We start from the raw sequence: 24,269 nt of genomic DNA on the forward strand, positions 1-24,269 counted from the left end.
GGCTCCCGCCGGCGTTCTCCCTCGGCACGCGCACTCGTGGCGCGGATCACGTTGCGGTCTGGACCTGCGCCGTGTCAATACGGGCGATCACGGACCGATCACGGCCGGCCGCGCCCGTGGCGGTGCCGACGCGGCACCGTTGTCAGTGGGATGCGTCAGAATTGAGTCCAGGGCCACCGCACGACACTTTCGAGGGGCACGCATGTCCGGACTGATCGACACCACGGAGATGTATCTCCGCACCATCCTGGAGCTGGAAGAGGAAGGTGTGGTCCCCATGCGCGCCCGAATCGCCGAGCGCCTTGAGCAGAGCGGGCCGACGGTCAGCCAGACGGTGGCGCGCATGGAGCGCGACGGCCTGGTGACGGTCGCCGGGGACCGCCACCTGGAGCTGACCGAGGAGGGCCGCAGGCTGGCGACGCGCGTGATGCGCAAGCACCGCCTGGCCGAGTGCCTGCTCGTGGACGTCATCGGCCTGGAGTGGGAGCAGGTCCACGCCGAGGCGTGCCGCTGGGAGCACGTCATGAGCGAGGCGGTCGAGCGCCGCGTACTGGAGCTGCTGCGCCATCCGACGGAGTCCCCGTACGGCAACCCGATCCCGGGCCTGGAGGAGCTGGGCGAGAAGGCCGAGGCCGACCCGTTCCTGGACGAGGGCATGGTCAGCCTGACCGAGCTGGAGCCGGGGGCCGACGGCAAGACGGTCGTGGTGCGCCGCATCGGCGAGCCGATCCAGGCCGACGCGCAGCTGATGTACACCCTGCGGCGGGCCGGTGTGCAGCCGGGCGCGGTGGTCAGTGTGACGCAGTCGCCCGCCGGGCTGCTGGTGGGCAGCAGCGGTGAGGCGGCCGAGCTGGAGCCGGAGATCGCCTCGCACGTCTTCGTCGCCAAGCGCTGACGCCTGCCGGTCTTTGCCCGCCCGCACCCCGCCCCCTTCCTCTGCCGGCTTCCCCCGTCCCTCTCCCGCCGCCGTCCGGCCCACCGGGCCGCCCGCCTCGCCGCATGGTCAACTCCCGCGTTCATCAACGGAGTTGGCGGAATGCGAGCGGTGCGGCCGGGCTCGTGTCAGGCTGGCGCTGAGCATACGTACGCGGGCATATGACGTGGTGCGCTGAAGACCTGGGGCAGGGCGGCTGAGGGCGTACGCAGCACAGCTGCGCGGCGCGGCAGGGCGGGCCGCCGCTTCCCTCGGGTCGGGGAGGGGGCTCGGGTGAGCCTGTGCGGATCGGCCTTCCATGGCGAGGGCCCCGGCGCTGCGAGCAGCCGGGGCCCTGCCTCCCCATTTCCCCCCGTCAAGACCCGGAGCCCCGAGCTCTCAGGGTCTTTCCCCGCGGGCCCCCTTCCCGGTAGGGCCCGCCTCCCGGTAGCTGTCTCCCCTCGGCGGAGGCGGTCAATCCTTGAGCGCGGTCACCCGAACGAGGGGTGTTGGGCGTGACGGCAATATATTCGAATAGAGGTTCGATAGTGTGGGGCTGCTCGAGGGACGGCTGGGGGTGCCAGGGCACATGGTGCGACGTATCGACGTGACAGGGACCGGCGATGTACGGCTCGCGGCCTGGGAGTTCACCGACCCGCCGAAGGGCGGTGGGCGCGAGGTGCAGGGCGCCCGCGGCCCGGGAGTGCTGTTGTTGCACGGGCTGATGGGGCGCGCCTCGCACTGGGCCGGCACCGCGCGCTGGCTGGGCGCGCGGCACCGCGCCGTCGGCCTGGACCAGCGGGGCCACGGCCGCAGCGAGAAACCCCCCGAGGGCCCGTACGACCGCGAGGCGTATGTCGCCGACGCCGCCGCTGCCATAGAGCAGCTGGGGCTGGCCCCCGCCGCAGTGATCGGCCATTCCATGGGCGCGCTGACCGCCTGGCAGCTGGCGGCCCGCCGCCCCGAACTCGTCAGCGCGCTGGTCATCTGTGATATGCGCGCCTCGGCCCTGGGCGCCGCCTCGCAGCGGGAGTGGGCCGACTGGTTCCGCTCCTGGCCCGTCCCCTTCGCCACACTCGCCGACGTCCGCAAGTGGTTCGGCGAGGACGACCCCACCCTGGAGCGGCCCAAGCCCGCGCGCGGGGAGTTCTTCGCCGAGGTCATGGCCGAGCGGGCGGACGGCTGGCGCCCCGTCTTCTCCCGTCGCCAGATGCTCACCGCCCGCGAGACCTGGGTCCACGACGCCCACTGGGAAGAGCTGGCCCAGGTGCGCTGCCCCGCCCTGGTGGTCCGCGGCCTGGACGGCGAACTGGGCCGTGCCGAGGCCCAGGAGATGGTCCGCGTCCTCCCCCAGGGCGCCTACGCCGAGATCCCCGACGCCGGCCACTGGCTCCCCTGGGAGCAGCCCGAGGAATGGCGCCGCGCCATCGAACCCTTCCTCCACTCCACGCTACCGACCTGACCCACTCCCCGGACGGGGGCCGGGGCGGGGCCCTTCCCCCGCCTCCTTCGTCTCCGTCTCCGTCTCCGTTTCCGCCTTCCCTCCTGCCTCCTCTTCGGCCTGGAGAACGCGGGCGGTCAGGGAGTCCGGCGACGGGAAGGAGCCGTAGCCGGTGGCCGCCCACAGGCTGTGGGCGGCGGGGACCTCGAAGTAGGGGACCGGGCGGCCGTCCACGAGGCCGGGGAGGGTGTCGGGGGTGCGGTGGGTGCGCAGCGCCGTGACGCAGGCGGTGCAGGCCGCCACCGGGAGAGGGTCCTTGCGGCCGCCCGGCGGGCGCCACGGTATGCGGCGTGCGGCGGGGCCGTGCAGGGGGTGGAAGAAGCAGAGGGGGAGCGCGGTGGCGGTGGTTCCGGCGAGGGCCGCCCGGCCCTCGGCGATCAGCGCGAAGACGCCTGCCAGGTCCGGTATTCCGCTGGCGCGGTCCAGCACCGAGGCGGCCGCGGCGTGTGCGTCGAGGGCTTGTGCGCGCGGGCCCGGCGCGACCTGGGCGCGGTGTGTCTCCTCGCGCAGGCGGGCGACCTCCTCGGTGGCCCGCTCGCGCAGGGCGGCCTCGTCGTCCTGGAGCGCGGCGGCGAAGACGGACCGGGGAAGTGCGTAGGGCGCCGACAGGTCGCGCAGCCGGGAGCGACGGCGCAGCAGGAGCCAGAGGGCGGCCAGGATCAGCACCGGCCCCGCGGCCATGGTCAGGAAACGGGCGACGGGCGAGCCGCCGTCCGCAGCCTGGGCCGCACCCCCCAACGTCACCACGGCCGATGCCGTCACCACGTGTCGCACGTCGGCCACCCCCTCCCGTGAACACCCAGCCCGTGTGCCCCACTTGACTGTCTCGACGCTACCCCCGTCGCGCCCGCGGCGGGGAAGCCTGTGGACAACTCCGCGGCAGCGGGCCGCCGTCCGCCGTATCGACTGCCGTACGCCCGCGATCGTTCAGCAGAACTGAAAGGTGGTGGTCGCAAAGATTCGCTGGACCGATGAGTGGCGGCCCGGCAGCGTGGGCGGCATGAAGATCGAACAGGGTGTGAGCGCGCCGCGGGCGCCGATGGGGACCGGGCTGGGCGGTGTGCTGGCCGTGGTGTCGGCGGTGGCCTTCGGCGGCTCGGGGGTGGCCGCGAAGCCGCTGATCCAGGCCGGGTTGGACCCCTTGCACGTGGCGTGGCTGCGGGTGGCGCTGTCCGCCCTGGTGATGCTGCCGCTGGCGGTACGCCACCGCGGGCTGCTGCGGGAGCGGGGCCGGGCCCGGGAGTTGGCCGCCTACGGGCTCTTCGCGGTGGCGGGGATGCAGGCCTTCTACTTCGCCGCGGTGGCGCGCGTACCGGTGGGCGTCGCCCTGTTGATCGAGTTTTTGGGGCCCGCGCTGCTGCTGGGGTGGCTGAGGTTCGTCAAGCGCCGCCCGGTGGCGCGGGCTGCCGTGCTGGGCGCCGCGCTGGCGATCGTGGGGCTGATGTGTGTGGTGAAGGTCTGGGAGGGCCTGGCCTTCGACGCGATCGGTGTCGCGCTGGCCCTGGCGGCGGCCGGCTGCCTGGCCGCCTCGTTCGTGATGTCGGCGGGCGCCGTCGACCGCGACCGCGAACCCCTGCCCGCCGGGGCCCTGTTGTCCTACGGCTTCCTGGTGGGCGCGATCGCGCTGACCGCCGTCGCCCGCCCCTGGGAGGCCGAGTGGTCCGTGCTCGGCGGCCCGGTGCCGGTGCAGGGGACACAGCTGCCCGCCGCGGTCCTCGTCGGCTGGATCGTCGGGGTGAGCACGGTCCTGGCGTACGTCACCAAGGTGGCCGCGGCCCGCACCCTGTCGGCACAGGTGGCGGCGGTCGTCTCCTACGCGGAGGCGGTGGTCGGCGCGGGCCTGGCGTGGGCCGTGCTGGGTGAGGCGATGACCGCCCCTCAGATCGCGGGCGGCGTCCTCGTCCTCGTCGGCGCCTTCGTGGCCCAGACGGCCGCGGGCCGTACGGCGGGCGGGACGTCGACGGCCCGTGTGGCGGCGGGCGGCCCGCGGCGCGGCGCTTCGCGGGAAGCCGTTCGGCTGGATCGGCTGGATACGCGGTCATGAACCTGCAGGCCGGTGGGGGCTCCTCGCGCCCACGCGGCGAAGCCGCAACTCGACACAGCCCCGCGCCCCTGAAGGGGCGCTCGCCCTGACGGGCACTCACCCCTGCGGTGCCCGCTTGGGCAGGCGGGTGGCCGGGAGCAGGGCCAGCAGGAGGAAGGCCGCGGCCCACAGGTAGGTGTGCTGGAAGGCGTCGGCGAGGGCGGGGGCCGCGGTGTGCAGCGCCTCGGGCGGCAGGGTGTGCAGGGCTTCCAGGCCGTCCGTAGCGGTGGCGGGCACCCGGTCGGCCATGGAGGTGGCGAGCAGGACGGACATCAGCGCGGTGCCCACCGAGCTGGCGAGCTGCGGGATGATGCTCAAGGTGGTGGAGGCGACCGGGAGCCGGTCGTGCTCGATGCCGCGGGTCGCGGACGCCATGGTCGGCATCATCGTCATCCCGACGCCGACTCCCATGACGGCCAGGGTGGCCATCAGGACCCAGTACGGGGTGTCCGCGGCGACCTGGCTGGTGAAGGCGAGGAAGCCCGCGGCGGCCAGCGTGATGCCGCTCATCACGAGCTTGCGCGGCGCGACCTTGTCGACCATCCGCCCGGCGATCTGCATGGTGATACCGGTGGCCAGCACCTGAGGGATGCTCAGCAGCCCGGAGCCGGTCGCGCTCTGGCCCCGTACGAGCTGGTAGTACAGCGGCAGCAGCAGCGCCGAGCCGAAGTAGCCGCAGACGAACAGGGCCAGGGTGCCCGCGCCCGCGCCGAACGTGCGCTCGCGCAGCAGCCGCAGGTCGATCAGCGGGTGCGCGGTGGTCAGGGCGCGCACCACGAACGAGGCGACCAGGGCCAGACCCAGCAGGGCGGGCAGGATCGCCCCGGTGTCGGTGAAGGCGCGGCGCTCGGCGCCGGTGCTCAGCCCGTAGATCAGCAGGGCCAGGCCGGGCGAGAGCATCAGCAGCCCGGGGACGTCCAGGTGGCGCTTGGGCCGTGCGGTGTCGCGCGGCAGGATGCGGGCGGCCAGCGCGAGCGCCAGCGCGCCGACGGGCAGGTTGATCAGGAACATCCAGCGCCAGGAGACGTCGTCGACGAGGTAGCCGCCCAGTACGGGCCCGGCCAACGGGCCGATGAGGACGGGGATGCCCAGCAGGCTCATGGTCCGGCCCCGCCGGGCCGGGTCGGTCGCCTGGAGCATGATGGTCATGCCGACCGGCGAGACCATGCCGCCGCCCAGCCCCTGCACCACGCGGAAGGCGATCAGCGACTCGGCGTTCCAGGCCAGGCCCGCGAGCAGCGAGCCGAGCGCGAACAGGCCGATGGCGGCCATGTAGAGGCGCTTGGTGCCGAACCGGCCCACCGCCCAGGCGGTGAGCGGGATGACGGTGGCCAGCGCGAGGGTGTAGCCGGTCACCACCCACTGGATGGTGCTCAGCGGGGCGCGGAAGTCCTGGGAGAGGTGGTTGAGGCCGACGTTGACGATCGTCACGTCGAGCACGGTCATCAGCGAGCCGAGGATGATGACCAGGGCGAGGGCGCCGACCGGGGCGCCGGTGCGCACCTTCGCGCCGTCGTCGGAAGGGCGGACTGCGGGCCTTTCGGCCGTAGTTGGCGGCGTGGGCATGGGAGGGCTCCTGTCGTGGCGGCCGGGATCCGGCCGTTCGAGCATCACTCTCCTTCCTCAAGTTGACTTGAGGTCAAGTGCCGTAAAGCGCTGCCGGAGGCCACGAGGACCGCGGCGCCCCCCCCACGCCGCGGGGCCGCGGCGTGCCCCCAAGGACACCCCGCGGCCCCGCCGCACAGCGCGGACCTCAGCCCTTGCTGACCGCCGCCAGAATCTCCGGCAGCCGGTTCACCACGCGGGGCGCGGCCACCCGCAGCCCCAGCGCCGCGACGCCCAGGCCCCAGGCCGCGCCGACCGGCAGCAGCACCCACAGCGCGCCGTGCAGGCCCGCGACATGCAGCCAGATGGTCAGCGCGAGCACCGGCGCGCACAGCACCGCGCCCACGACCACACCGATCAGCAGGCTGAACCAGGCGATGGCGCCCTGCCCGGGGGCCACGCTCTTGTTGCCCTCCGAGGGGATGGAGTACGGGAACAGCGCCGAGGCGAGCGCGCCGGTCGCCATCAGCGCGCCCAGCAGCGCCAGCGAGAGCCCGTACACCTCGACGAAGGCCGACCACGGCCCGACGAAGGCGGCGGTGCCCACGACCACCAGCGTCACGAACGGGACCGCCACCAGCGCCAGCGCGAACGCCCGCCCGCGCAGCTCCAGATAGGCCTCCCGCGGCGTGGAGATCGTCGAGGCGACCATCCAGAACGCCGAGGTGTCCTGCCCGAACTGGTTGTACATCTGCATGCCCAGCAGCGCCGAGGCGGAGAAGGCGGTGTAGACGGTGCCGTTGCCCTGGACGGCGTTGACGACGGGCACCAGCAGGCCGATGCCCAGCGCCATCGCCCAGGACATCTTCGACTTCGGGTCGCGCCAGGCATAGCGCAGCGTCCGCGCCATGACCGTGCCCGTACGGCCCGGGGGCAGCAGGCGCATCAGCCCGCGCTCGCCCCCGGAGGACTTGCGCGCGCTGTCCTTCTCGACCGCCTGGAGGGTGGAGGAGTCGGGCGAGGTCATCACCCGGGTCAGCGTGCGCTGCCACCACCACAGCAGCAGGACGAGCGCGAGCGCGGTCAGCACCAGGCCCAGCGCCGCGCGCCCGTAGGAGCCCTCGCCGACCGCCTGGACGGCGTCGACGGCGGAGGCCGGCGGAATCCAGCGCACCACCCGCGACAGCGGCTCCAGCATCGCCATGCCGTCGGGGCCCGCCAGCTTCTGCACGGCGATGTTCACGCCCTGCGCGCCGATGGCGATGAACAGGCCGCTGAGCACGGCCAGATCGCGGCCCCGGCGGCTGGTGAGCAGCCGTACGTTGGCGGTGGCCACGGCGCGTGCCAGCGCCACGCACACCAGCACCACCAGGACGACGGCGAGCACCCCCACCACGGCCGCCGCCGCGCCCTGGGCGAGCGCGACGACCGAACCGGCCGCCAGCGCCAGGGTGAAGACCGGGCCGATGCCGACCAGCGAGGCCGTCAGCAGCGCGACGATCAGCGAGCGCGGCCGCAGCGGCAGCATGACCAGCCGGGTCGGGTCCAGCGTCTCGTCGCCGCTGGGGAAGAACAGCGGCATCACCGCCCAGCTCAGGGTCAGGATCGCGGTCAGCAGCACGGCCAGCGCCCCGACGTGGGCGTTGCCGCGCAGCGCGATCAGGCCCACCACCAGCAGGGCCGCGAACAGCAGCCCCACCACGATCGAGGCGACATAGGCGAGGGTGCGGCCGGTGGACTGGCGCAGCCCGTTGCGCAGCAGCGACAGCTTCAGGCGTACGAAGACCGGCGTCAGAGAAGGAGCGGGAGTCGGGGCCGTGCTCATCGGGCGCCGCCACCGCCCAGCCAGTCCAGGTTCTCGCCGGCCTCGCGGCCCTGCGCGCCGACCAGTTCCAGGAAGCGCTCCTGGAGCGAGGCGGCGTCGCCGCGCACCTCGGCCAGCGGCCCGTCGGCGCGGATCCGCCCGGCGGCCATCACCGCGACCCAGTCGCACAGCGACTCCACCAGCTCCATGACGTGGCTGGAGAAGATGACGGTGGCGCCGGAGGAGGTGTAGCGCTCCAGTACGCCGCGAATGGTCTGCGCGGAGACCGGGTCCACGCCCTCGAACGGCTCGTCCAGGAAGAGGATCTCGGGGTTGTGCAGCAGCGCCGCGGCCAGCCCGATCTTCTTGCGCATACCGGTGGAGTAGTCGACGACGAGCTTGTGCTGCGAGCCCGACAGGTCCAGTACGTCCAGCAGCTGCCCGGCGCGCTTGTCGACCTCCTCGCCGGGCAGGCCGCGCAACCGGCCGATGTAGGAGAGCAGTTCGCGGCCCGACAGCCGCTCGAAGAGGCGCAGCCCCTCGGGCAGTACGCCGATGCGGGCCTTGACGGAGACCGGGTCCCGCCACACGTCGTGGCCGCCGATCTCGACCTGCCCGGCGTCCGGCCGCAGCAGGCCGGTGACCATCGACAAGGTGGTGGTCTTGCCCGCGCCGTTGGGGCCGACCAGACCGATGAAGCGGCCCGCCGGCAGCGTCAGGTCGATGCCGGACACCGCGACCTGCTCGCCGTACTTCTTCCACAGCCCCTGGATGCGCACGGCGGGTGGCGCGCCCGCCGTCTCCCTGTGCTGGCTGATCTGTTCCGGCTCGCTGGCCACCGGTCCTGCCCTTCGACGTCCCCGCAGGGGCGGTCGTGCCCCCGTCCGTAACGTCCACAATACGGACGAGGCGGGACGGGTCCTCAGACCTGGGGAGGGGATGGCGGCGGTGGTGCCTGCGACCTTCGGAGGAGAGCGGGCTCTCAGCGGCCCCGCGCGGTGGCCGCCTTGTGCCTGCCGGTGGAAGCGGAGGACAGGTCAGCGGCCGCGGGCAGTGGCCGCCTCGCGCCTGTGGGTGGAGACGAAGGGCTGATCAGCGGCCCCGCGCGGTGGCCGCCTCGCGGCCGCACGCGTACGCGAGCGGGCTGATCAGCTCTTCCGCGTCGGGCAGCCAGCGGTTGGCGGCGGTGGGCTGGCGGACCCACTGCACCGAGCCGTGCGGGCCCATGCGGGTCGGCGGCGCGACGACGTAGTCGCCCTCGCCGCGGGCGATCAGGTCGATCGCGGCGGGCGGCCAGCCGAGCTTGCGTACGAGATCGGGCACCTTGGCCGTGGCGCCCGGCAGCACGAAGAAGTACATGCGGCGGCTGGGGGTACGGGTGACCGGGCCCAGCGGCAGGTCCATGCGCTCCATGCGGGCCAGCGCCAGACAGCCGGCCGTCTCGGGCACATCGATCGCGTCGAACGTACGGCCCGTGGGCAGCAGGATCGAGGCGCGCGGCTGCTTGCCCCACATCCTGCGGGCGGCCGTCGCACTGCCCGTTGCCTGGTTGGCCCAGCCGGGAGCCGCGGGGTGTGCGCCGGGCGCGGCGCAGTCGTTCGCGCCGCACGAGCAGCGCGGTGTCTCGCTGTCCTCCTCCAGCCATGCGCCGGGGAACACATCCCAGTGCCGCTCTTCCGCGTAACGCACCGCAGTGTCGAGCAGCAGCTCACCGCGCTGCTTGGGGATCTGCGACGCTCCTGTGACTCCGATGGTCTCTTCCACGCAGATGACAACTTCCCCTGTCACCAAGGGTTACGGCCAACCTGCGGACGGTACCGGCGCATCGCTCCCCAGTGCGGGGCGCATGGATGCATGTATGGGGGCGCAGGCGCGGAATGGGAACGGTTTGCGGGTAGCCACCTGCGTGACGGGCGGAGAGGCCGCCCGGCGGCAGACCGCACCGCAGCGCAGGGGTGACAACCCGGGCGCCGGTGGCGCCGCGAGCTGGACGCGGGCATCACGCGCTTTTCTCGCATTCCCCATATCCGGGCAACTCTTCATGCTTCGTCGAATATCTCGGATATCCCGGACATGCGCGGGGAATTGATCAACGGGAACGGCGTTCGTCGGTGAACGCGCTGCAGTAACAGGGGGTACAACATGGCCGCCAGGCCACTCGTCGCGCGGCAGCCCAACGAACGGCTGCAGGCGCTGATTCAGGAAGCCGCCTGCTCCAATGCCGGTCTCGCCCGCCGCGTCAACATGTGCGGCGCCGAGCACGGCCTCGACCTGCGCTACGACAAGACGTCCGTGGCCCGCTGGCTGCGCGGTCAGCAGCCGCGCGGCCGGGCCCCCGCCATCATCGCGGAGGCGCTCGGGCGGAAGCTGGGGCGCACGGTCACCATCGATGAGATCGGCATGGCCGACGGCAAGAACCTCGCCTCCGGAGTGGGGCTGCAGTTCTCGCCCACGGTCCTGGGCGCCATCGAACAGGTCTGTGAGCTGTGGCGCAGCGATGTGGGGCGCCGGGACTTCCTCAGCGGTTCGACGGTGGCGGCCTCGGCGCTGGTGGAGCCGAGCCGCGACTGGCTGATCACGAGCACGGACACCCAGGTCGCCCGCAACGCCGGTGCGCGGGTGGGGATGTCGGACGTGGAGGCCGTACGCGCCATGACCACGGCGCTGTGCGAGCTGGACCATCGTTACGGCAGCGGCCATGTCCGTCCGGTGGTGGTCCATTACCTGAACAGCGTGGTCTCCGGGCTGCTGGCCGGGTCCTACCGCGAGTCGGTGGGGCGCGAACTGTTCGCCTCCGTGGCGCGGTTGACGGAGCTGGGCGGTTACATGGCCGTGGACACCGGGCAGCCGGGGCTGGCCCAGCGCTATTACATCCAGGCGCTGCGGCTGGCGCAGGCGGCCGGGGACCGGGGATACGGGGGGTATGTGCTGGCCGCCAGCATGAGCCATCTCGCCGCGTCGCTGGGCAATCCGCGCGAGATCGCGCAGTTGGCCAAGGCTGCGCAGGAAGGGGCCAGGGGGCATGTCACCCCGCGCGCCGAGGCGATGTTCTTCGCGGCGGAGGCGCGCGGACACGCGCTGATGGGCGACGGCCGCGCCTTCCAGGTCGTGGCGGGGCGGGCCCTGGGCGCCATGGAGCGCGCGGACGCGGGCTCCGACGCGGGCGACGACCCGGTGTGGATCTCGCACTTCGACCAGGCCTATCTCGCCGACGAACTGGCGCACTGCCACCGCGACTTGGGGCAGGCCGCGCCGGCCAGGCAGCGGGCCCAGGAAGCGCTGGACGGGCACCCCGAGGGGCGGGCGCGGCGGCGGGCGATCGGGCTGGTGCTGCTGGCCAGCGCACAGGTGCAGCAGCGCGAGATCGAGCAGGCCTGCCACACCGGTACCCAGGCCGTCGAACTGCTCGGCGGGCTGCGCTCCAGCCGCGGTACGGAGTATCTGGAGGACTTCCAGCAGCGCCTGGAGCCGTATCGGGACGAGCCGGTGGTGCGGGAGTTCGGGGCGCGGATGGAACTGCGCGCGGCGTAGCGGGCCCGCGGCCCGCGCGTATCCGATCTCTGCGGCCGGTACGGATCGTCGGGGTCGCCCGGGAGCCGTGTGTCCTCCAACGCCGGACGGGCCGAATGGGCCGGCCCGTCCGGCGGCGGGGCGTTCGGAGGGACGGGTGGTGACCAGGGGACGTGGTCGAACGCGACTGCGACCCGGTAGCGTGACCCGTCGATTCCGTAGGTTCTGCAGAGGTAGGAGTCCCGGTGACGCAGAGCGGACAGGGCAACGACCCGCAGAATGCTGCGGGTGGGCCCGCGCGAGAGGGTGTTGTGCTGCCCGCTCACGGTGACACGTGGGCGCCCGAGCAGCAGGTGGCCCCAGCCCCGGGGCAGCCGTGGGGCCAGCCCTGGGGGCCGGGCCAGGCGCCCGCGCAGGCCCAGCACCCGCCTCATCAGGCCCCGCCGCACGATCCGCAGATGCCGGGGCAGCCCGCACCGGGGCAGCCGGTGCAGGGAGGGCCTGGGCAGGTGCAGCCCGGGCAGGGGCAGCCGGCGCCGCAGCCGTTCGGGCAGTCGCCGATGCCTCCTCAGCAGCCCGTACAGCAGCCCGTACAGCGGCCGCCGATGCCGCCGCAGGGTCAGCAGCAGCCGGGATACGGGCAGTTCCCGCCGGGGCAGGCGCCCTACGGCCAGGTGCCGCAGGGGCAGCCGCCGTTGGGACAGCCGCAGCAAGGGCAGCCGCCGTCGGCGCAGTCGCCGCAGGGGCAGTCGCCGCAGGGGCAGCCTGCGTACGTACAGCCGCAGTACCAACAGTCGTTGCAGCAGTCCCAGCCGCAGCCTCAGGCGCCTGCGCAGCAGATGCCGCCCCAGCAGCCGCCGGCGACCGGCGACGGGGATCATGCGACCACGCTGCTGCCGCCCATCCGGGGGGCGGTTACGCACCGTGCGCAGAGCGTGCCCGGCATGCCCGGCGCACAGGGCGCACAAGCGGAGCAGGGGGCGCACACAGGGGCGCTTCCGCCGGAAGCGACGCCGTACGGGCAGCAGCAGACTCCGTCGTACGGGCAGATAGTGCCCGCGGCGCCGCAGGGTGCCGCGCCGCTGCCGCCCGAGGCCGGGCAGCCGATGCCCGCGGGCCAGATGGTGCCCGCCAGGCCGCAGCCCGGAGCGCCGCTGCCGCCCGCCGCGCCGATGCCCGCGGGCGCGCCCATGCCGCCCGCCGCAGGTGACGCGGAGGCGACCCAGCTGATCCCGCCGTTCGGCGCGCAAGGCACACCAGGCGCACCCGGCGCACAGGGCGCACCGGCGGGCCAGGGCGCCGGGCCGCTGCCGCCCGAGACCCCCGAGCGCCCGGTGGAGTCCACGACGACGCTGCGCCGTATCACGCCGCAGCAGCAGGGGCCGGGCACGGGCGGCCCCCCGCCCGGCGGCCCGGACCAGGGCGGCTCGGACGCGACCCGGCTGATCCGCCCGGTGCGCGCGGGCACGCCCACGCCGCCGCCCGGCGCCCCCTTCGGAATCCGCCCCGGCGCACCCTCCGACCGCCCCACCCCCGCCGAGTTCGAGGGTCTGTTCCGCTCGGACTCCGGGCCCGGCGGCGGCGCTCAGGACGGCGCCCCGGACTCCACCCAGCAGCTGCCGCGCTTCGAGGAGCCCGCGCAACAGCCGTACGGGCAGCGGCAGTTCGCGCCGCAGGATACCTATGACGGGTACGAGCCGGACGGCGGCGGCAAGCGCCGCCGGATGGCCCCCGCCGTGATCATCGGGATCGCCGTGGTGCTGCTGGCCGGCGCCGGGCTCGGCGTGGGCTGGGCGCTCAGCGGCGGCGACGAGGGCGAGAAGAAGCCCAAGCAGGAGGCCGGCAAGTCGGCCGCCGACCAGGCCAAGGGAGAAAAGCCCGCCAAGCCGGCGCCGCCGCCCCCGGACCCCGCCGCGGAGCAGGCCAAGGCGCTGGACGCGCTGTTGAAGGACAGCAACAACAGCCGCTCGGCGGTGGTCGACGCCGTCAAGTCCATCGGCACCTGCGACAACCTCGACGGCGCGGCCAAGGACCTGCGGGACGCGGCCAAGCAGCGCAACGACATGGTGGCGCGGCTGCAGAAGCTGACCGTGGACAAGCTGGACAAGAGCGCCGAGCTGACCTCCGCGCTGACCACCGCCTGGAAGTCCTCCGCCGCTGCCGACAGCCACTTCGCCAACTGGGCCGACCAGGTCGCGGGCAAGAAGGGCTGCCACAAGGGCCGGGCCCGCAACTCCAAGGAGCACGACAAGGCGGTCGCCGCCAGCGGCAAGGCGACCGAGGCCAAGAAGGACGCGGCGAAGCTGTGGGACCCGATCGTCGGCCGGTTCAAGGAGCAGGGCCTCTCGCGGCACTCCGCGGGCGACCTGTGAGCCGGTGCCCGTCGGTGAGGGTCATTCGGCCGCGCGCCGGCGCTCCAGCGTCCTGGTGACGTTCACGAAGCCGTCCCGCGCCGCCACCAGCCGCCCGTCCCGTACGACCTGATAGGTCACCATGCCGTTCACGGTGCGCGGGAAGTCCTGGACGGCCAGCATGTCGTGGGCGCGCCAGCGCAGCTCGGGCGTCAGGCCGCCGGTGTTCACGGCCTGTTCGCCGCGGTCCAGGGTCTGCTGGAGGGTGTGTGCGGTGATCTCCTCGGTGCCCTCGTCGGCGAGCTGCTCGATCTTGGCGCGCAGCACCGTGTAGGCGATCCAGGTCGTCTGCACCCCCGGGTCCGCCGGGTCGATGCGGTTGTCGTTGAAGGCGTGGTCGCTGATCACCTTGCGCATCGGCTTCCAGCGCGGGTCGTCGGCGACCGGGTACCAGCCGGTGACGTACGCGCCCTCCAGCAGCCCCGCCAGGCCGCCCGTACGGTCCACCAGGCCCTGGCCCACGCTGCCCAGTACGGAGGCGATGCGCACCTTGGGGCGCTCGGGCCGCAGCCGCCGGAAGGAGTCGAAGAAGGTGTCCGTGCGCTCCCCGAGCGCGGCCGTCACACACCCGCCGGGCCGCCCCGCCCCCGACCCGTCCTGGGCGGCGCCCACGGCCTGCAGGGCGCGCCGGGCCGCGGCCTCGTAGTCGGTGGCGTCCTCGGGGGCGCGGATGTCCCTGGCCGGGCCCTGGCTGCCGTCGGCCAGCCCGGCGTTGAGGAGGGCGGGCATCCGGTCGCCGGCGATGGTGTCGGGGCGTACGAGGGAGACCGTGCGGCACTCGGGGGCCAGCTGGTGCCCGTTGCCCGCGAGCAGGGCGGCCTGGCCGCCGTTGACGGGGTAGGACAGCGGGCTGGCGTACTCCTCGTCGGAGACGCCGTAGCCGCCGATGAAGGGGATGCCGTGCACCTCCAGCGGTGCCATGAAGGCGCGCCCGAACTGGCTGTAGGAGCCGACGACGGCGACGGCCTTGGCGTCGACCGCGCGCTGGGCGCACTGCGCGGCGTCCACCGAGTCGTTGTGCTCGTTGCAGGTGATGACGTTCAGGCGGTGGCCGCGGATGCCGCCTTGGGAGTTGACCCAGCGGGCGTAGGCCTGCGCCATGGCGGGCATGCCGGGCATATTGGTGGCCGCGGTGCGCTCCGGTGCCCAGGTCATGACGGTGAGCGGCTCCTTCTCCCCGGAGCCCCCCGAGGTTCCGGGGAGGGAGCCGCAGCCGGACAGCAGGGACGCCGTGGCCGCCGTGCAGACCGCCGTGGAGAGGAAGCCTCTCGCCGCGGCGCGTGGGAAGGGGCGGGGGGAGGGGCGTCGCCGTCCGGTCATGGTCAAGCAGCCTCGCGCCCGGCCCAAAACGGCCGCGTGCCGAGAGGGCAACGGGCCGTGGCGCTCAGGTGAAATCCGGGGGGCCGCCGATGATCATCAACGAGGAACGTACGATCGAATACTGTGCAAGGTTCGGAGAAGTCTTCCCGTCGCGGCCGTCGCTCGACCACCATGGGCGCCATGCCGCTCAATGACATGCCGTGGTGGCGCTGGCGCAGCAATGTGCGCTCCGCGCTGCACATGCTCTCCGACCCCGTCTTCCACCAGGAGACCTGGCTGACCGGCCGCCCCGGGTACGGGGACGTCACCGACGCCGTCTACCGGCTCGTCGAGGACACCTGGCTGGACAACTGGTCCGCGGAGAAATACGTCGGCACGATCTTCCGCGACTCCCAGGAGGCCGCCCTGGTCGACGTCGCCGTCCTGCGGGTGCTGCGCATCATGCACCAGGTCGGCGCGGACGCCCCGGTCGCCGCCTACGTCGACCACCACGGCTGGCCCGAGGCGGTACGCGCCGCCCGCGAGGCCCACGTCCGCCTGGCAACGGCCGACGGCGAGGACCCCGACACCCCGCCGCGCTCCCTGGAGGTCCTGGCCATCCTGACCAGGGGCATGGAGGCCTCGGCCTGAGCGGCCGGGGCCCCAGGGCCCGAGCGGGCCGAACGGCCGGGGCCCGGAGTGCGGGCGGTCGGGGCGGTCCGGGGAATGTGCGACCCTATGAGGTCATGAGCGAGTCGCAGCCCAGTACCCCTGACCAGTACGTCCTCACCCTGTCCTGCCCGGACAAACAGGGCATCGTGCACGCGGTGTCCAGCTACCTGTTCATGACCGGGTGCAACATCGAGGACAGCCAGCAGTTCGGGGACCACGACACCGGGCTGTTCTTCATGCGCGTGCACTTCAGCGCGGACGCGTCCGTGACGGTGGACAAGCTGCGCGCCAGCTTCGCCGCGGTCGGGGACTCCTTCCAGATGGACTGGCAGCTCCACCGCGCCGACGAGAAGATGCGCGTGGTGCTGATGGTGTCCAAGTTCGGGCACTGCCTCAACGACCTGCTCTTCCGCTCCCGGATCGGCGCGCTGCCGGTGGAGATCGCGGCCGTGGTCTCCAACCACACCGACTTCGCCGAGCTGGCCGGCTCGTACGGCATCCCCTTCCACCACATCCCGGTCACCAAGGACACCAAGGCCCAGGCCGAGGGGCGGCTGCTGGAGCTGGTGCGCGAGGAGGGCGTGGAGCTGGTGGTGCTGGCCCGCTACATGCAGGTCCTCTCGGACAACCTGTGCAAGGAGCTGTCCGGCCGGATCATCAACATCCACCACTCCTTCCTGCCGAGCTTCAAGGGCGCCAGGCCCTACCACCAGGCGCACGCGCGCGGCGTGAAGCTGATCGGTGCCACCGCGCACTACGTCACCGCCGACCTCGACGAGGGGCCGATCATCGAGCAGGAGGTCGAGCGGGTCGGCCACGAGGTCACCCCCGACCAGCTCGTGGCGATCGGCCGGGACGTGGAGTGCCAGGCGCTGGCGCGGGCGGTGAAGTGGCACAGTGAGCGGCGGGTGCTGCTCAACGGCAGCCGCACGGTGGTTTTCGCCTGAACTTGAGGTCTTGAAGACTTGAGGTCTTCAGGTCTTGAGGTCCGAGCAGATCTTGAGGTCCGAGGCGGGCCGGGCCCCGTACGCCGTGATCACGGTGTACGGGGCCGTGTCATGCCGTGCCTGGCGCAAAACGGTTCCTCACAGCCGCGACAGCGACGCCGTCGCGAAGAGGACGTCGCGGATCGCGTCGCGCTCGCCGTACTGGCCCGCCGCGGCCTCCTGCGGCGAGACATGGCCCGCGGCCAGCTGGCAGAACTCCACGCTGTCCAGGGCGATGTGCGCGACCGTACGCTCCGGGGTGCCCAGCGCGGCGGGGGAGTCCAGGGCGATGTACCAGTGGCCGCCGCCGTTGCCCTCCACCTCCAGATGCAGGGTGCGCCCCGGGGTGCCCGCCTCCACCAGCCGCCGGGACGGGGAGGCCAGACCGGCCCGCCTGCGGTCCGCCAGGGCGGCGGGCAGCAGCCGGGCGGCCAGGTCGACCATCCGGTGCAAGTGGGCGGCGGACGGGCTCTCGTACGGGTAGTCCACGGCGTCCGCGATGTCGCCGGCGTGGATCCAGCACTCGAAGGCGCGGTCCAGGAAGGAGTCGCGCAGCGGGAGCCGGAACTCGCCGTAGGGGACGGAGAGTTCGGCCACGCCACGGCCGGCGAAGGACACCGTCCGTATGAGGGTGTGGCTCTGGTTGCGCCAGGGCACGCGGGTGGCCAGCGGGGAGTTGGTGTGGCCGACCGCGCGCCAGTAGGCCTCGGTACGGGTGGTGGGCCCCGCGGGCGTGGGCGGCGCCGCGGCGCCCAGCGGGTCGGGCAGGCCCAGGGCCGTGGCGAGCAGGCCGTCCACGGCCAGCAGATGGCCTATCACCCCGGCCACCGTCGTCTCGCGCTCCACGGGCCGCTCGCCCTCGAACCACCGCAGCCACACCGGAGCCCGCCACTCCGCCTCGCCCATGTCGCGCAGCAGCGCGTCGAGCCGGGCGGCCTCGGCGTCGTACGGGGCGGCCCACTCGGGCACGGGGATACGGGCCGGACGGCGGCCCAGGCAGCCCTCCAGGACCCGCGAGCGCAGCAGCGGGTCCAGGTCCAGGCTGTCGGCCGGGTGCAGCAGGCCGACGGCGTCGCGCAGCCGCAGCGCCTCCTCCGCGCACGCCGCGCAGTCGGTCAGGTGGGCCTCGACCGCCGCGGTCTCCTCCGGGGAGCAGGCCGCCAGCGCCCAGGCGCCCAGCAGGGACTTGAGGACCTTGTGCGGGGGTGCGGGAGGCGCGGCGGAGGCCGGCTGTTGGTCCAGCTCCAGTTCCACGTGGTGTTCCCGTTCCCGGTGCGATGGTGGTGGTGCGTGCGGTGGTACGTCCTGCGGGGTGCCCGGGGCCGCCGTGGGGTCCGCTGCGGGAGCGGGCGGCGGGAGGTCGGGCAGCGGGCCGTTGTCCTCGGCGGCGGGGCGCGGTGACGGTATGCGCGGCCGCTCGCCGGGTCCGGGCGTGCCCTCATCGGGGCCGTCCGGGCCGCAACGGTCCCATTCGTCCGGGCCGTTCACCGGGCCCGCCCGCAGCCGGAGCCGGGCGGTGGCGCCCCCGTCCGGTCCTGGTCGAGCCCGCCGACGGGCGGGCTGCCCGGGGGTCTGCCGGGCTGGTGGGGCTGGTGGTTGTGGGCGGTGGAGAGCAACTGCAGGCCCAGGCGGAGCCGGCGGCGTGCCTCGTCCTCGGTGACGCCGAGGTCGGCGGCGGTCTGGCGGTAGTCGCGGCGCTGGAAATAGGCGAGTTCGAGCGCGGCGCGCAGGGGAGCGGGCATGGAGGTGACGATGTAGTCGGCGCGGGCGGCGGTGGAGGCCGCCCTGATCTTGCGCTCTATCTCGTCGGGCGCGGGGGCGTGCTCGCCGCAGCCGAGCGCGGAGGCGGACTCGGCCTGGCGCAGGCGGTGGACGGCCTGGCGGTGGGTGAGGGTGGCCACCCAGGAGCGCAGCGAGCCCTGTTTGGGGTCGTAGGAGTCGGGGTTCTCCCAGATGTAGCCGAAGACTTCGCGGGTGATGCGGTCGGCCGCGTCCTCGTCGCCCAGGACGCGGTGGGCCAGGCTGTGCACGAGAGAGGCGAAGCGGTCGTAGAGCTCGCCGAGTGCGGCCGCTTCGCCGCGTGCGAGCCGTTGCTGCATCCGCCTGTCCCAGCGCGGTGGCGTGTCGTTGCCCATCAGCTCCCCCTCCCTCGCGCCCGGCGGCGCGCCGTCGCCGTCCGCCGCCGCGACCGTGCCCGCCATGACCGTGCCCACCATCACAGAGTCCACCGTGTTCCCGAATGTAGTGCGCGGGTCCGACCCCGCACGCTCCTTTACGGCAATCTGCGCATCCGGTGCGGCTGCGGATGGTATAGCGGCCGTTACTTTGTGGTGGTAGTGCCCGGTAGGTAGCCGATTGATGCGGATCGTCGACGCTCATATTCGATGATGTGTTATCCGTGTGTGACCGAATTCGGGGGAAAGTGAGCATCTCGCTGGGCATAGCCTTGGGGAGGGACGGCCTGTTGCGCGAAGAATTCTGAAGAGTTTCAGGGGAGAGAGGCCGGGCAGCCGAGGCAGGAAGGACGGGTTCCGGATCAATCCGGGAGCCATCCGGTCCGAGCCGGTCCGAGAACGAGCGAAAGGCTTCGAGCGCGTGTCGTTGAAGGTGGCAGAGGGCGAGCAGGGCCAGTGGGCCGTACTACAGGTCTCCGGTGAGATGGACCTGGTCACTTCGCCGGCGGTCCGCCAGCACGTGCACGACGCGGTCGCCGAGGGGCGCCGCAGCCTCGTACTGGACCTGTCCGGGGTCCGGTTCTGCGACTCCAGCGGCGTCGGGGTACTGATCGCCGCGCGCCGGCTGATGCGCTCCTGCCAGGGGCGGCTGCGGCTGATCCTGCCCGCACAGGGCGCCGTCGACGGCTCGCACGTCAACCGGGTCCTGGCGGCCCTGGGCGTGCGGCGGCTCTTCGAGGTCTACCCCGACCTGACCACGGCCGTGGACGAGACGGCGGCGCCGCTGACGGCCTGAGGCCGCTGGTTTACGCCGGCCCCAGGGCAGGGCCGTTGGCCGCCGGAGGCTCAGGCCGCGCCCGCCGCCCCGGCCGGGAAGCGGGCGCGGACGACGAAGCCGCCGTCGGGTGTGCGGCCCGCCTCCAGGGAACCGCCCAGGCTCTGGGCGCGCTCGCGCAACCCCACCAGACCGTGGCCGCCGCCGGGCAGTGCCGGGGCTTCACCGGCCGCGTCCGGCGGGCCGTTGCGGATCTCCACCCACAGGCCGCGCGAGGTTCCCGCGGGCCGCCCGCACGCCCCGGCCCTCGTGGTCTCCCCGGCCCCCGTGGTCTCCCCGGCCCCCGCGGCCTCCCCGGTCGCTCCAGGCGCTCCAGGCGCTCCGATGTCCTCCAACTCCTCGATGCGCACCTGCACCCGCGCACCCGGCGCGTGCTTGCGGACATTGGTCAGCGCCTCCTGCACCGTCCGGTACGCCGCCCGCTCCACGGACCTCGTGCCGCACGCCCCGGGCGCCACGCCGCCCTCGAAGGTGACGTCCAGGGCGCTCAGTTCGATCAGCCGCGGCAGTTCGGCGAGGCCGGGCTGGGGAGCGGGTCCGCGCGGCGGCGCGGCGCCGCCCGCCGTACCGCCGCCCGCCGCGCGCAGGATGCCGACCATGTGGCGCAGCTCGTCCAGGGTCCGTACGGACAGCTCGCGGATCGTACGGGCGCCGTCCCGGGCCGTGGCGTCCTTGGAGGCCAGCTGCACCGCGCCGGCCTGGAGGCTGATCAGGCTCACCTGGTGGGCCACCACGTCGTGCATCTCGCGGGCGAGCCGGGCCCGTTCGGTGGCCAGCACCCGGTCGGCGATCAGCCGGTCCTCGCGGCGCAGGCTGCGGGTCAAGTCCTCGACCCGTACGGCCAGTTCGCGGCGGGTGCGGACCAGCAGGCCCAGCGCGATGGGCGCGGCCGAGGTGACGCTCGCGTCGATCAGCACCTGGGTGTTCTCGCGGTACGCGGTCAGCTCCAGGTCGGACAGCGGGTACGGGAGGAAGTGCGCGGCGACGAGCAGGACCGCGCAGCCGCCCAGGCGCAGCCGGCCGGGGCGCAGGGCCGCGACCGAGTAGAGGGCGATCATCGGGGCGAACCAGATGTAGCCGATGTAGAGGCCGGGCAGGGTGACCAGGAAGACGGTCAGCGGGAGTCTGCGGCGCAGCAGCAGGGCGGCCGCCGCGAGCGCCGACACCCCCAGTTCCAGGTCCCATTGGACGCCGTTGACCAGCAGCGCGTCGGCGATCCCGAGGAGTACGGGGACGACGGTCGGCGCGCAGCGGCGCAGGAGGCCGCCGCTCGGGCGGGCTCTGCCCCCGGGGTGCGCATCGGCGTCGGCGCCCCATGGCCGCGTACGCCGGGCGTGCCTGCCCGACGTACCCCGCGCGTCCGCTGCGCCCCGCGCGTCCGCCGTGCCTTGCTCGCCCCCCGTGCCCCGCGCGTCCGCCGTGCCCGCCCCGCTCACCGCGGACCGCCCGCGACCAGGCCCGCGCGGTCCGCGACGATGGCTGCCTGTACGCGGTTGAGGCCGCCCAACTTGCCCAGCAGTGCCCGGACATGGTCCTTGACGGTGCTGGGCGCCAGCCCCATCCGCTGCGCTATGCGGGCATTGCCCAGACCCTCGCCCAGCAGGGCCAGCACCTCCGACTCCCGCGGCGTCAGCGCGCTGACCGCGCGGGCCGCGGCGGTCTGCGCCTCCGCGGTGAGATAGCCGCCGATCACGGTGCGGGTGACGCCCGGGTCCAGGACGCTGCCGCCCGCCGCCAGGGTGCGTACCGCCCGCAGCAGCTGCTCGGGGTCGCAGTCCTTGAGCAGGAAACCGGCCGCGCCCTCGCGCAGCGCCGCCGAGAGGTACTCCTGGCCGTCGAAGGTGGTCAGCATGGCCACGGCGGGCGGCCGTTGCGCGGCGAGCAGGGAGCGCAGCACGGTCAGTCCGTCCACGTCCGGCATCCGTATGTCCAGCAGGACGACATCGGCGGCGGCGTCCAGGACGGTGGAGACCGCCTCGGCGCCGCCGCAGTCCGCGACCATCTCGATGTCCTGGCCGGTGTCCAGGATCATCCGCAGTCCGGATCTGACGAGCCGCTCGTCGTCCACCACCGCCACCCGGATCACCGTCGGCTCCTCCATCGCAACTCCCCATCGCCCCGTACCGGTCCCGCGGGCCGAGCCGGACCCACCCCCGCCGAACGGCGGGGGTCAGGGCGAGACCTGCGGAGGATGCCGCGGGGTGGGGCCCGCGGGCAGAGTGCCTCTCATGCTGCACCAATGAGGCGGCCACGCGCCGACCACGCGTCGCAGCTCACAGTGGCGGCCGCCGCGACCCCCACACGCGACGGCCGTCACTGGTGTGCGTCACTGGCGTGTCTTCGCCTTCGCAGACGCCTACTGGTGTCACATCCGTTGCCTGATGTCACATACGCCTCTACGGTGGCCGGCGCTCGTGCCCGTTCCTTCGAGTTCCGGCTCAACTGGCCGCTCGCAGCGGCAGTTTCGGGAGGCATTTCGTGCACAGATCCCGCTTCATACCGATACGTACCCTCACCATGGCCCTCGGCCTCGCGCTCGCCACCACCCTCGCGGCCACCGCGCCCGCCAGCCCGGCACCCGCCCCCGACGGGCCCGGCGCCGCCGGACCGCGCCACCGGGTCGAGTACTTCACCGGCCCCGCGGCCCACCCGCGCCACACCACCGTGCCCGCCGCCACCCCCGGCCGTATCGCCCGCGCCGAGCGTCCGCTGTCCGCGGCCGGGCGCGCCGCGGACGGCGAGGTGGGGACGGTCCTGGAGAACGGGCCCTCCGACAAGAAGGTCGACGTCGTCTTCCTCGGCGACGGCTACACCCTCGCCCAGCAGCAGGACTTCCACGACGACGCGAGCGCCAAGTGGGCGCAGATCGCCGCCGTGGAGCCGTACGCCTCGCACCGCGACTCCTTCAACGTCTGGACGGTGGACGCCGTCTCCAACCAGTCCGGCGTCTCCGGCGACCCGACGCGGGACGTGGTCAAGGACACCGCCCTGGACAGCTACTACTGGTGCGGCGGCATCGAGCGGCTGCTGTGCGTGGACACCGGCAAGGTCGAGTCCTACGCCTCCAAGGCCCCGGACGCCGACCTCGTGATCGTCCTGTCCAACTCCGCCAAATACGGCGGCGCCGGCTACAACGACATCAGCTCGCCGCTCGGTTACGACGGCATCGCCACCGCCGCCTCCGACCACTCGGCCTCGGCCCAGATCGCCGTCCACGAGACCGGCCACTCCTTCGGCAAGCTCGCCGATGAGTACCAATACCCGGAGTACGGCACCTACACCGGTCCCGAGCCCACCGAGCCCAACATCACCAAGCTCAGCGCCGCCGAGATGAGCGCCCAGAAGGCGAAGTGGTACCGCTACCTCGGCCAGCCCTCACCCGACGGCGGCACGGTCGGCGCGTACGAGGGCGGCGGCTACTACCCGCGCGGCCTCAACCGGCCCTCCGCCGACTCGATCATGCGGACGCTGGGGCGGGAGTTCAATCCGGTCGGGCTCGAAGCCATGATTGCCGGCTTCCGCCGGCATACGGGGTGAAGGCCCGTCCGGTCGCCAGCATCACGACGCAGGTCGTGGCGGCCAGCGCGTAGGCCGTCGTCACCAGCAGCAGGGTGCCCTCGGTGGTCGACAGGGCCGCGCCGAAGAAGCCCGTGACCGTCAGCCACACCACGGTCCGTACGGTCACATACAGCTGTACGGCGGCGAACAGCACCAGCGCGCTGCGCAGATCGCGCCCGCCGCGGTAGGCCAGCACCCCCAGGACGAGCAGGGCCACCGCCGAGGCGACGGTGTAGAAGTCGTCGGTGGTGGCCACTTCGATCTGTCCGAGGACGGAGGCGTCGACCGCGCCGTGCAGATAGCGGCTCGCGTCGACGCCGGCCGCGGTCAGGTCGCGTATGAGCCAGGCGCCCTGCACCACCCCCATCACCAGGAAGAGCACCGCGCAGACGCGCGACAGCCGCCGCTGCCACCACCGGTCGGCGCCCGGACCGGCGTCCTGGGCCGCGGGCAGCAGCGCGGTCAGCACGACCACTGCCACCAGCAGCCCGAGGCCTCTGGTGGCCAGCGCCCAACCGCCCAGATACTCCAGGCTGTAGTCCTTGCGGTAGGAGGCGTTCAGCAGGCCGATCGCCTCCCGCAGCGACATGGCCAGAAGGATGAAGCCGAGCAGCAGCGCGGCGCCGCGCGCCACCCTCCGCTGGCTCAGCGCGAGCCCGCCGACCACCAACAGCGCCGTGGCCAGCGCCCATTCGTACGGCCCCAGCAGCTGGGCCGCCGGAGCGGCCGCCCGGGGGTTGAAGATCCCCTCCAGGAACTCCCCGACGCCGCTGTCCCTTTCGAGGATGCCGTACACGACCCAGGCGGCCAGCGCCGCGCCGTACAGCGCCAGCGCGAGCCCCGCGGCGAGATAGGCGCCGCTGTGCTCGGTCGCCACCCGCCCGGGGTCGGGATCGCCCCGGACATCGACCGCTGTTCCGTCCTGCCACACCATGGCCGCCCCCGATCCCGTGAACCACTGCGGTGTGAAGGACGGCT

20 protein-coding genes are annotated in these 24,269 nt (G+C 73.4%); 9 read left to right on the forward strand and 11 right to left on the reverse strand.

The genetic code is table 11. From position 1 onward, the window contains the following. Positions 1–202 precede the first annotated feature (202 nt). Positions 203–895: an iron-dependent transcriptional repressor DtxR gene (locus AC4IJH_RS04280; protein ID WP_490850128.1), complete on the forward strand. Its 693-nt coding sequence runs from the start codon at positions 203–205 to the stop codon at positions 893–895. A gap of 607 nt (positions 896–1,502) precedes the next feature. Further along, positions 1,503–2,375, forward strand: a complete 873-nt coding sequence (locus AC4IJH_RS04285; protein WP_490850129.1) for an alpha/beta fold hydrolase — start codon at positions 1,503–1,505, stop codon at positions 2,373–2,375. On the opposite strand, the gene AC4IJH_RS04290 is transcribed toward AC4IJH_RS04285, so the two are convergent. After that, positions 2,364–3,188: a hypothetical protein gene (locus AC4IJH_RS04290; protein WP_490850130.1), complete on the reverse strand. Its 825-nt coding sequence runs from the start codon at positions 3,186–3,188 to the stop codon at positions 2,364–2,366. The genes AC4IJH_RS04285 and AC4IJH_RS04290 overlap by 12 nt on opposite strands. A 226-nt stretch (positions 3,189–3,414) precedes the next feature. On the opposite strand from AC4IJH_RS04290, the gene AC4IJH_RS04295 reads away from it, so the two are divergent. Then, positions 3,415–4,458, forward strand: coding sequence for an EamA family transporter (locus tag AC4IJH_RS04295; RefSeq protein WP_490850131.1), 1,044 nt, complete (start codon positions 3,415–3,417; stop codon positions 4,456–4,458). Between the two features lie 96 nt (positions 4,459–4,554). Here the strand turns inward: AC4IJH_RS04295 and AC4IJH_RS04300 are convergent, their stop codons facing one another. The 4 genes from AC4IJH_RS04300 to AC4IJH_RS04315 form a co-directional block, all read right to left on the reverse strand. Beyond that, positions 4,555–6,063: a DHA2 family efflux MFS transporter permease subunit gene (locus AC4IJH_RS04300; protein WP_490850132.1), complete on the reverse strand. Its 1,509-nt coding sequence runs from the start codon at positions 6,061–6,063 to the stop codon at positions 4,555–4,557. Between the two features lie 187 nt (positions 6,064–6,250). Then, positions 6,251–7,867 carry a transporter gene (locus AC4IJH_RS04305; protein ID WP_490850133.1) on the reverse strand — a complete coding sequence of 539 codons (1,617 nt, stop codon included), beginning with the start codon at positions 7,865–7,867 and terminating at the stop codon, positions 6,251–6,253. Beyond that, complete coding sequence (locus tag AC4IJH_RS04310; protein ID WP_490850134.1) at positions 7,864–8,685, reverse strand: ABC transporter ATP-binding protein; 822 nt, start codon at positions 8,683–8,685, stop codon at positions 7,864–7,866. Before AC4IJH_RS04310 ends, AC4IJH_RS04305 begins: the two co-directional genes overlap by 4 nt. A 253-nt stretch (positions 8,686–8,938) precedes the next feature. Beyond that, a complete protein-coding gene (locus tag AC4IJH_RS04315; protein WP_490850135.1) occupies positions 8,939–9,610 on the reverse strand; it encodes a bifunctional DNA primase/polymerase in 672 nt (223 codons plus the stop codon). A 378-nt stretch (positions 9,611–9,988) separates the two neighbouring features. Between AC4IJH_RS04315 and AC4IJH_RS04320 the strand changes: the two genes are divergently transcribed. Continuing rightward, positions 9,989–11,377, forward strand: a complete 1,389-nt coding sequence (locus AC4IJH_RS04320) for an NsdA family TPR-like regulatory protein (RefSeq protein ID WP_490850136.1) — start codon at positions 9,989–9,991, stop codon at positions 11,375–11,377. Between the two features lie 539 nt (positions 11,378–11,916). Further along, the gene (locus tag AC4IJH_RS04325) at positions 11,917–13,728 is read left to right on the forward strand and encodes a hypothetical protein (protein ID WP_490850137.1); all 1,812 of its coding nucleotides are present in this window, start codon (positions 11,917–11,919) and stop codon (positions 13,726–13,728) included. A 21-nt stretch (positions 13,729–13,749) separates the two neighbouring features. Here the strand turns inward: AC4IJH_RS04325 and AC4IJH_RS04330 are convergent, their stop codons facing one another. Next, positions 13,750–15,087, reverse strand: a complete 1,338-nt coding sequence (locus tag AC4IJH_RS04330) for an ABC transporter substrate-binding protein (protein WP_490850138.1) — start codon at positions 15,085–15,087, stop codon at positions 13,750–13,752. Between the two features lie 171 nt (positions 15,088–15,258). On the opposite strand from AC4IJH_RS04330, the gene AC4IJH_RS04335 reads away from it, so the two are divergent. Then, the gene (locus AC4IJH_RS04335) at positions 15,259–15,717 is read left to right on the forward strand and encodes an SCO4402 family protein (protein ID WP_490850139.1); all 459 of its coding nucleotides are present in this window, start codon (positions 15,259–15,261) and stop codon (positions 15,715–15,717) included. 95 nt (positions 15,718–15,812) lie between these two features. After that, positions 15,813–16,685, forward strand: a complete 873-nt coding sequence (purU, locus tag AC4IJH_RS04340; RefSeq protein ID WP_490850140.1) for a formyltetrahydrofolate deformylase — start codon at positions 15,813–15,815, stop codon at positions 16,683–16,685. Positions 16,686–16,823: 138 nt separating this feature from the next. Here the strand turns inward: purU and AC4IJH_RS04345 are convergent, their stop codons facing one another. Further along, positions 16,824–18,212, reverse strand: a complete 1,389-nt coding sequence (locus AC4IJH_RS04345; RefSeq protein ID WP_490850141.1) for an anti-sigma factor family protein — start codon at positions 18,210–18,212, stop codon at positions 16,824–16,826. Further along, positions 18,209–18,859, reverse strand: coding sequence for a sigma-70 family RNA polymerase sigma factor (locus AC4IJH_RS04350; protein WP_490850210.1), 651 nt, complete (start codon positions 18,857–18,859; stop codon positions 18,209–18,211). Before AC4IJH_RS04350 ends, AC4IJH_RS04345 begins: the two co-directional genes overlap by 4 nt. Before the next feature lie 460 nt (positions 18,860–19,319). Here AC4IJH_RS04350 and AC4IJH_RS04355 point away from each other — a divergent pair, with 460 nt between their 5' ends. Continuing rightward, positions 19,320–19,694 (forward strand): STAS domain-containing protein, encoded by a 375-nt coding sequence (locus AC4IJH_RS04355; RefSeq protein ID WP_490850142.1) that lies wholly within the window; start codon positions 19,320–19,322, stop codon positions 19,692–19,694. A 50-nt stretch (positions 19,695–19,744) separates the two neighbouring features. On the opposite strand, the gene AC4IJH_RS04360 is transcribed toward AC4IJH_RS04355, so the two are convergent. Beyond that, positions 19,745–20,992 carry a sensor histidine kinase gene (locus tag AC4IJH_RS04360; protein WP_490850211.1) on the reverse strand — a complete coding sequence of 416 codons (1,248 nt, stop codon included), beginning with the start codon at positions 20,990–20,992 and terminating at the stop codon, positions 19,745–19,747. 173 nt (positions 20,993–21,165) lie between these two features. Then, positions 21,166–21,819 (reverse strand): response regulator, encoded by a 654-nt coding sequence (locus tag AC4IJH_RS04365; protein WP_490850212.1) that lies wholly within the window; start codon positions 21,817–21,819, stop codon positions 21,166–21,168. Positions 21,820–22,211: 392 nt separating this feature from the next. Between AC4IJH_RS04365 and AC4IJH_RS04370 the strand changes: the two genes are divergently transcribed. Further along, positions 22,212–23,270 carry a M64 family metallopeptidase gene (locus AC4IJH_RS04370; RefSeq protein ID WP_490850143.1) on the forward strand — a complete coding sequence of 353 codons (1,059 nt, stop codon included), beginning with the start codon at positions 22,212–22,214 and terminating at the stop codon, positions 23,268–23,270. On the opposite strand, the gene AC4IJH_RS04375 is transcribed toward AC4IJH_RS04370, so the two are convergent. Further along, positions 23,215–24,225, reverse strand: a complete 1,011-nt coding sequence (locus tag AC4IJH_RS04375) for a hypothetical protein (protein WP_490850144.1) — start codon at positions 24,223–24,225, stop codon at positions 23,215–23,217. The two genes, AC4IJH_RS04370 and AC4IJH_RS04375, sit on opposite strands and share 56 nt — an antisense overlap. Positions 24,226–24,269 lie beyond the last annotated feature (44 nt).

Source organism: Streptomyces sp. UF-297 (assembly GCF_058245575.1).

Excerpts from the sequence above, each read along its gene's own strand:
- AC4IJH_RS04280 (WP_490850128.1), top strand. The coding sequence starts at position 203 with ATGTCCGGACTGATCGACACCACGGAGATGTATCTCCGCACCATCCTG.
- AC4IJH_RS04285 (WP_490850129.1), top strand. The coding sequence starts at position 1,503 with ATGGTGCGACGTATCGACGTGACAGGGACCGGCGATGTACGGCTCGCG.
- AC4IJH_RS04295 (WP_490850131.1), top strand. The coding sequence starts at position 3,415 with ATGAAGATCGAACAGGGTGTGAGCGCGCCGCGGGCGCCGATGGGGACC.
- AC4IJH_RS04300 (WP_490850132.1), bottom strand. The coding sequence starts at position 6,063 with ATGCCCACGCCGCCAACTACGGCCGAAAGGCCCGCAGTCCGCCCTTCC.
- AC4IJH_RS04305 (WP_490850133.1), bottom strand. The coding sequence starts at position 7,867 with ATGAGCACGGCCCCGACTCCCGCTCCTTCTCTGACGCCGGTCTTCGTA.
- AC4IJH_RS04320 (WP_490850136.1), top strand. The coding sequence starts at position 9,989 with ATGGCCGCCAGGCCACTCGTCGCGCGGCAGCCCAACGAACGGCTGCAG.
- AC4IJH_RS04325 (WP_490850137.1), top strand. The coding sequence starts at position 11,917 with ATGCCTCCTCAGCAGCCCGTACAGCAGCCCGTACAGCGGCCGCCGATG.
- AC4IJH_RS04330 (WP_490850138.1), bottom strand. The coding sequence starts at position 15,087 with ATGACCGGACGGCGACGCCCCTCCCCCCGCCCCTTCCCACGCGCCGCG.
- AC4IJH_RS04335 (WP_490850139.1), top strand. The coding sequence starts at position 15,259 with ATGGGCGCCATGCCGCTCAATGACATGCCGTGGTGGCGCTGGCGCAGC.
- purU (WP_490850140.1), top strand. The coding sequence starts at position 15,813 with ATGAGCGAGTCGCAGCCCAGTACCCCTGACCAGTACGTCCTCACCCTG.
- AC4IJH_RS04350 (WP_490850210.1), bottom strand. The coding sequence starts at position 18,859 with ATGGGCAACGACACGCCACCGCGCTGGGACAGGCGGATGCAGCAACGG.
- AC4IJH_RS04375 (WP_490850144.1), bottom strand. The coding sequence starts at position 24,225 with ATGGTGTGGCAGGACGGAACAGCGGTCGATGTCCGGGGCGATCCCGAC.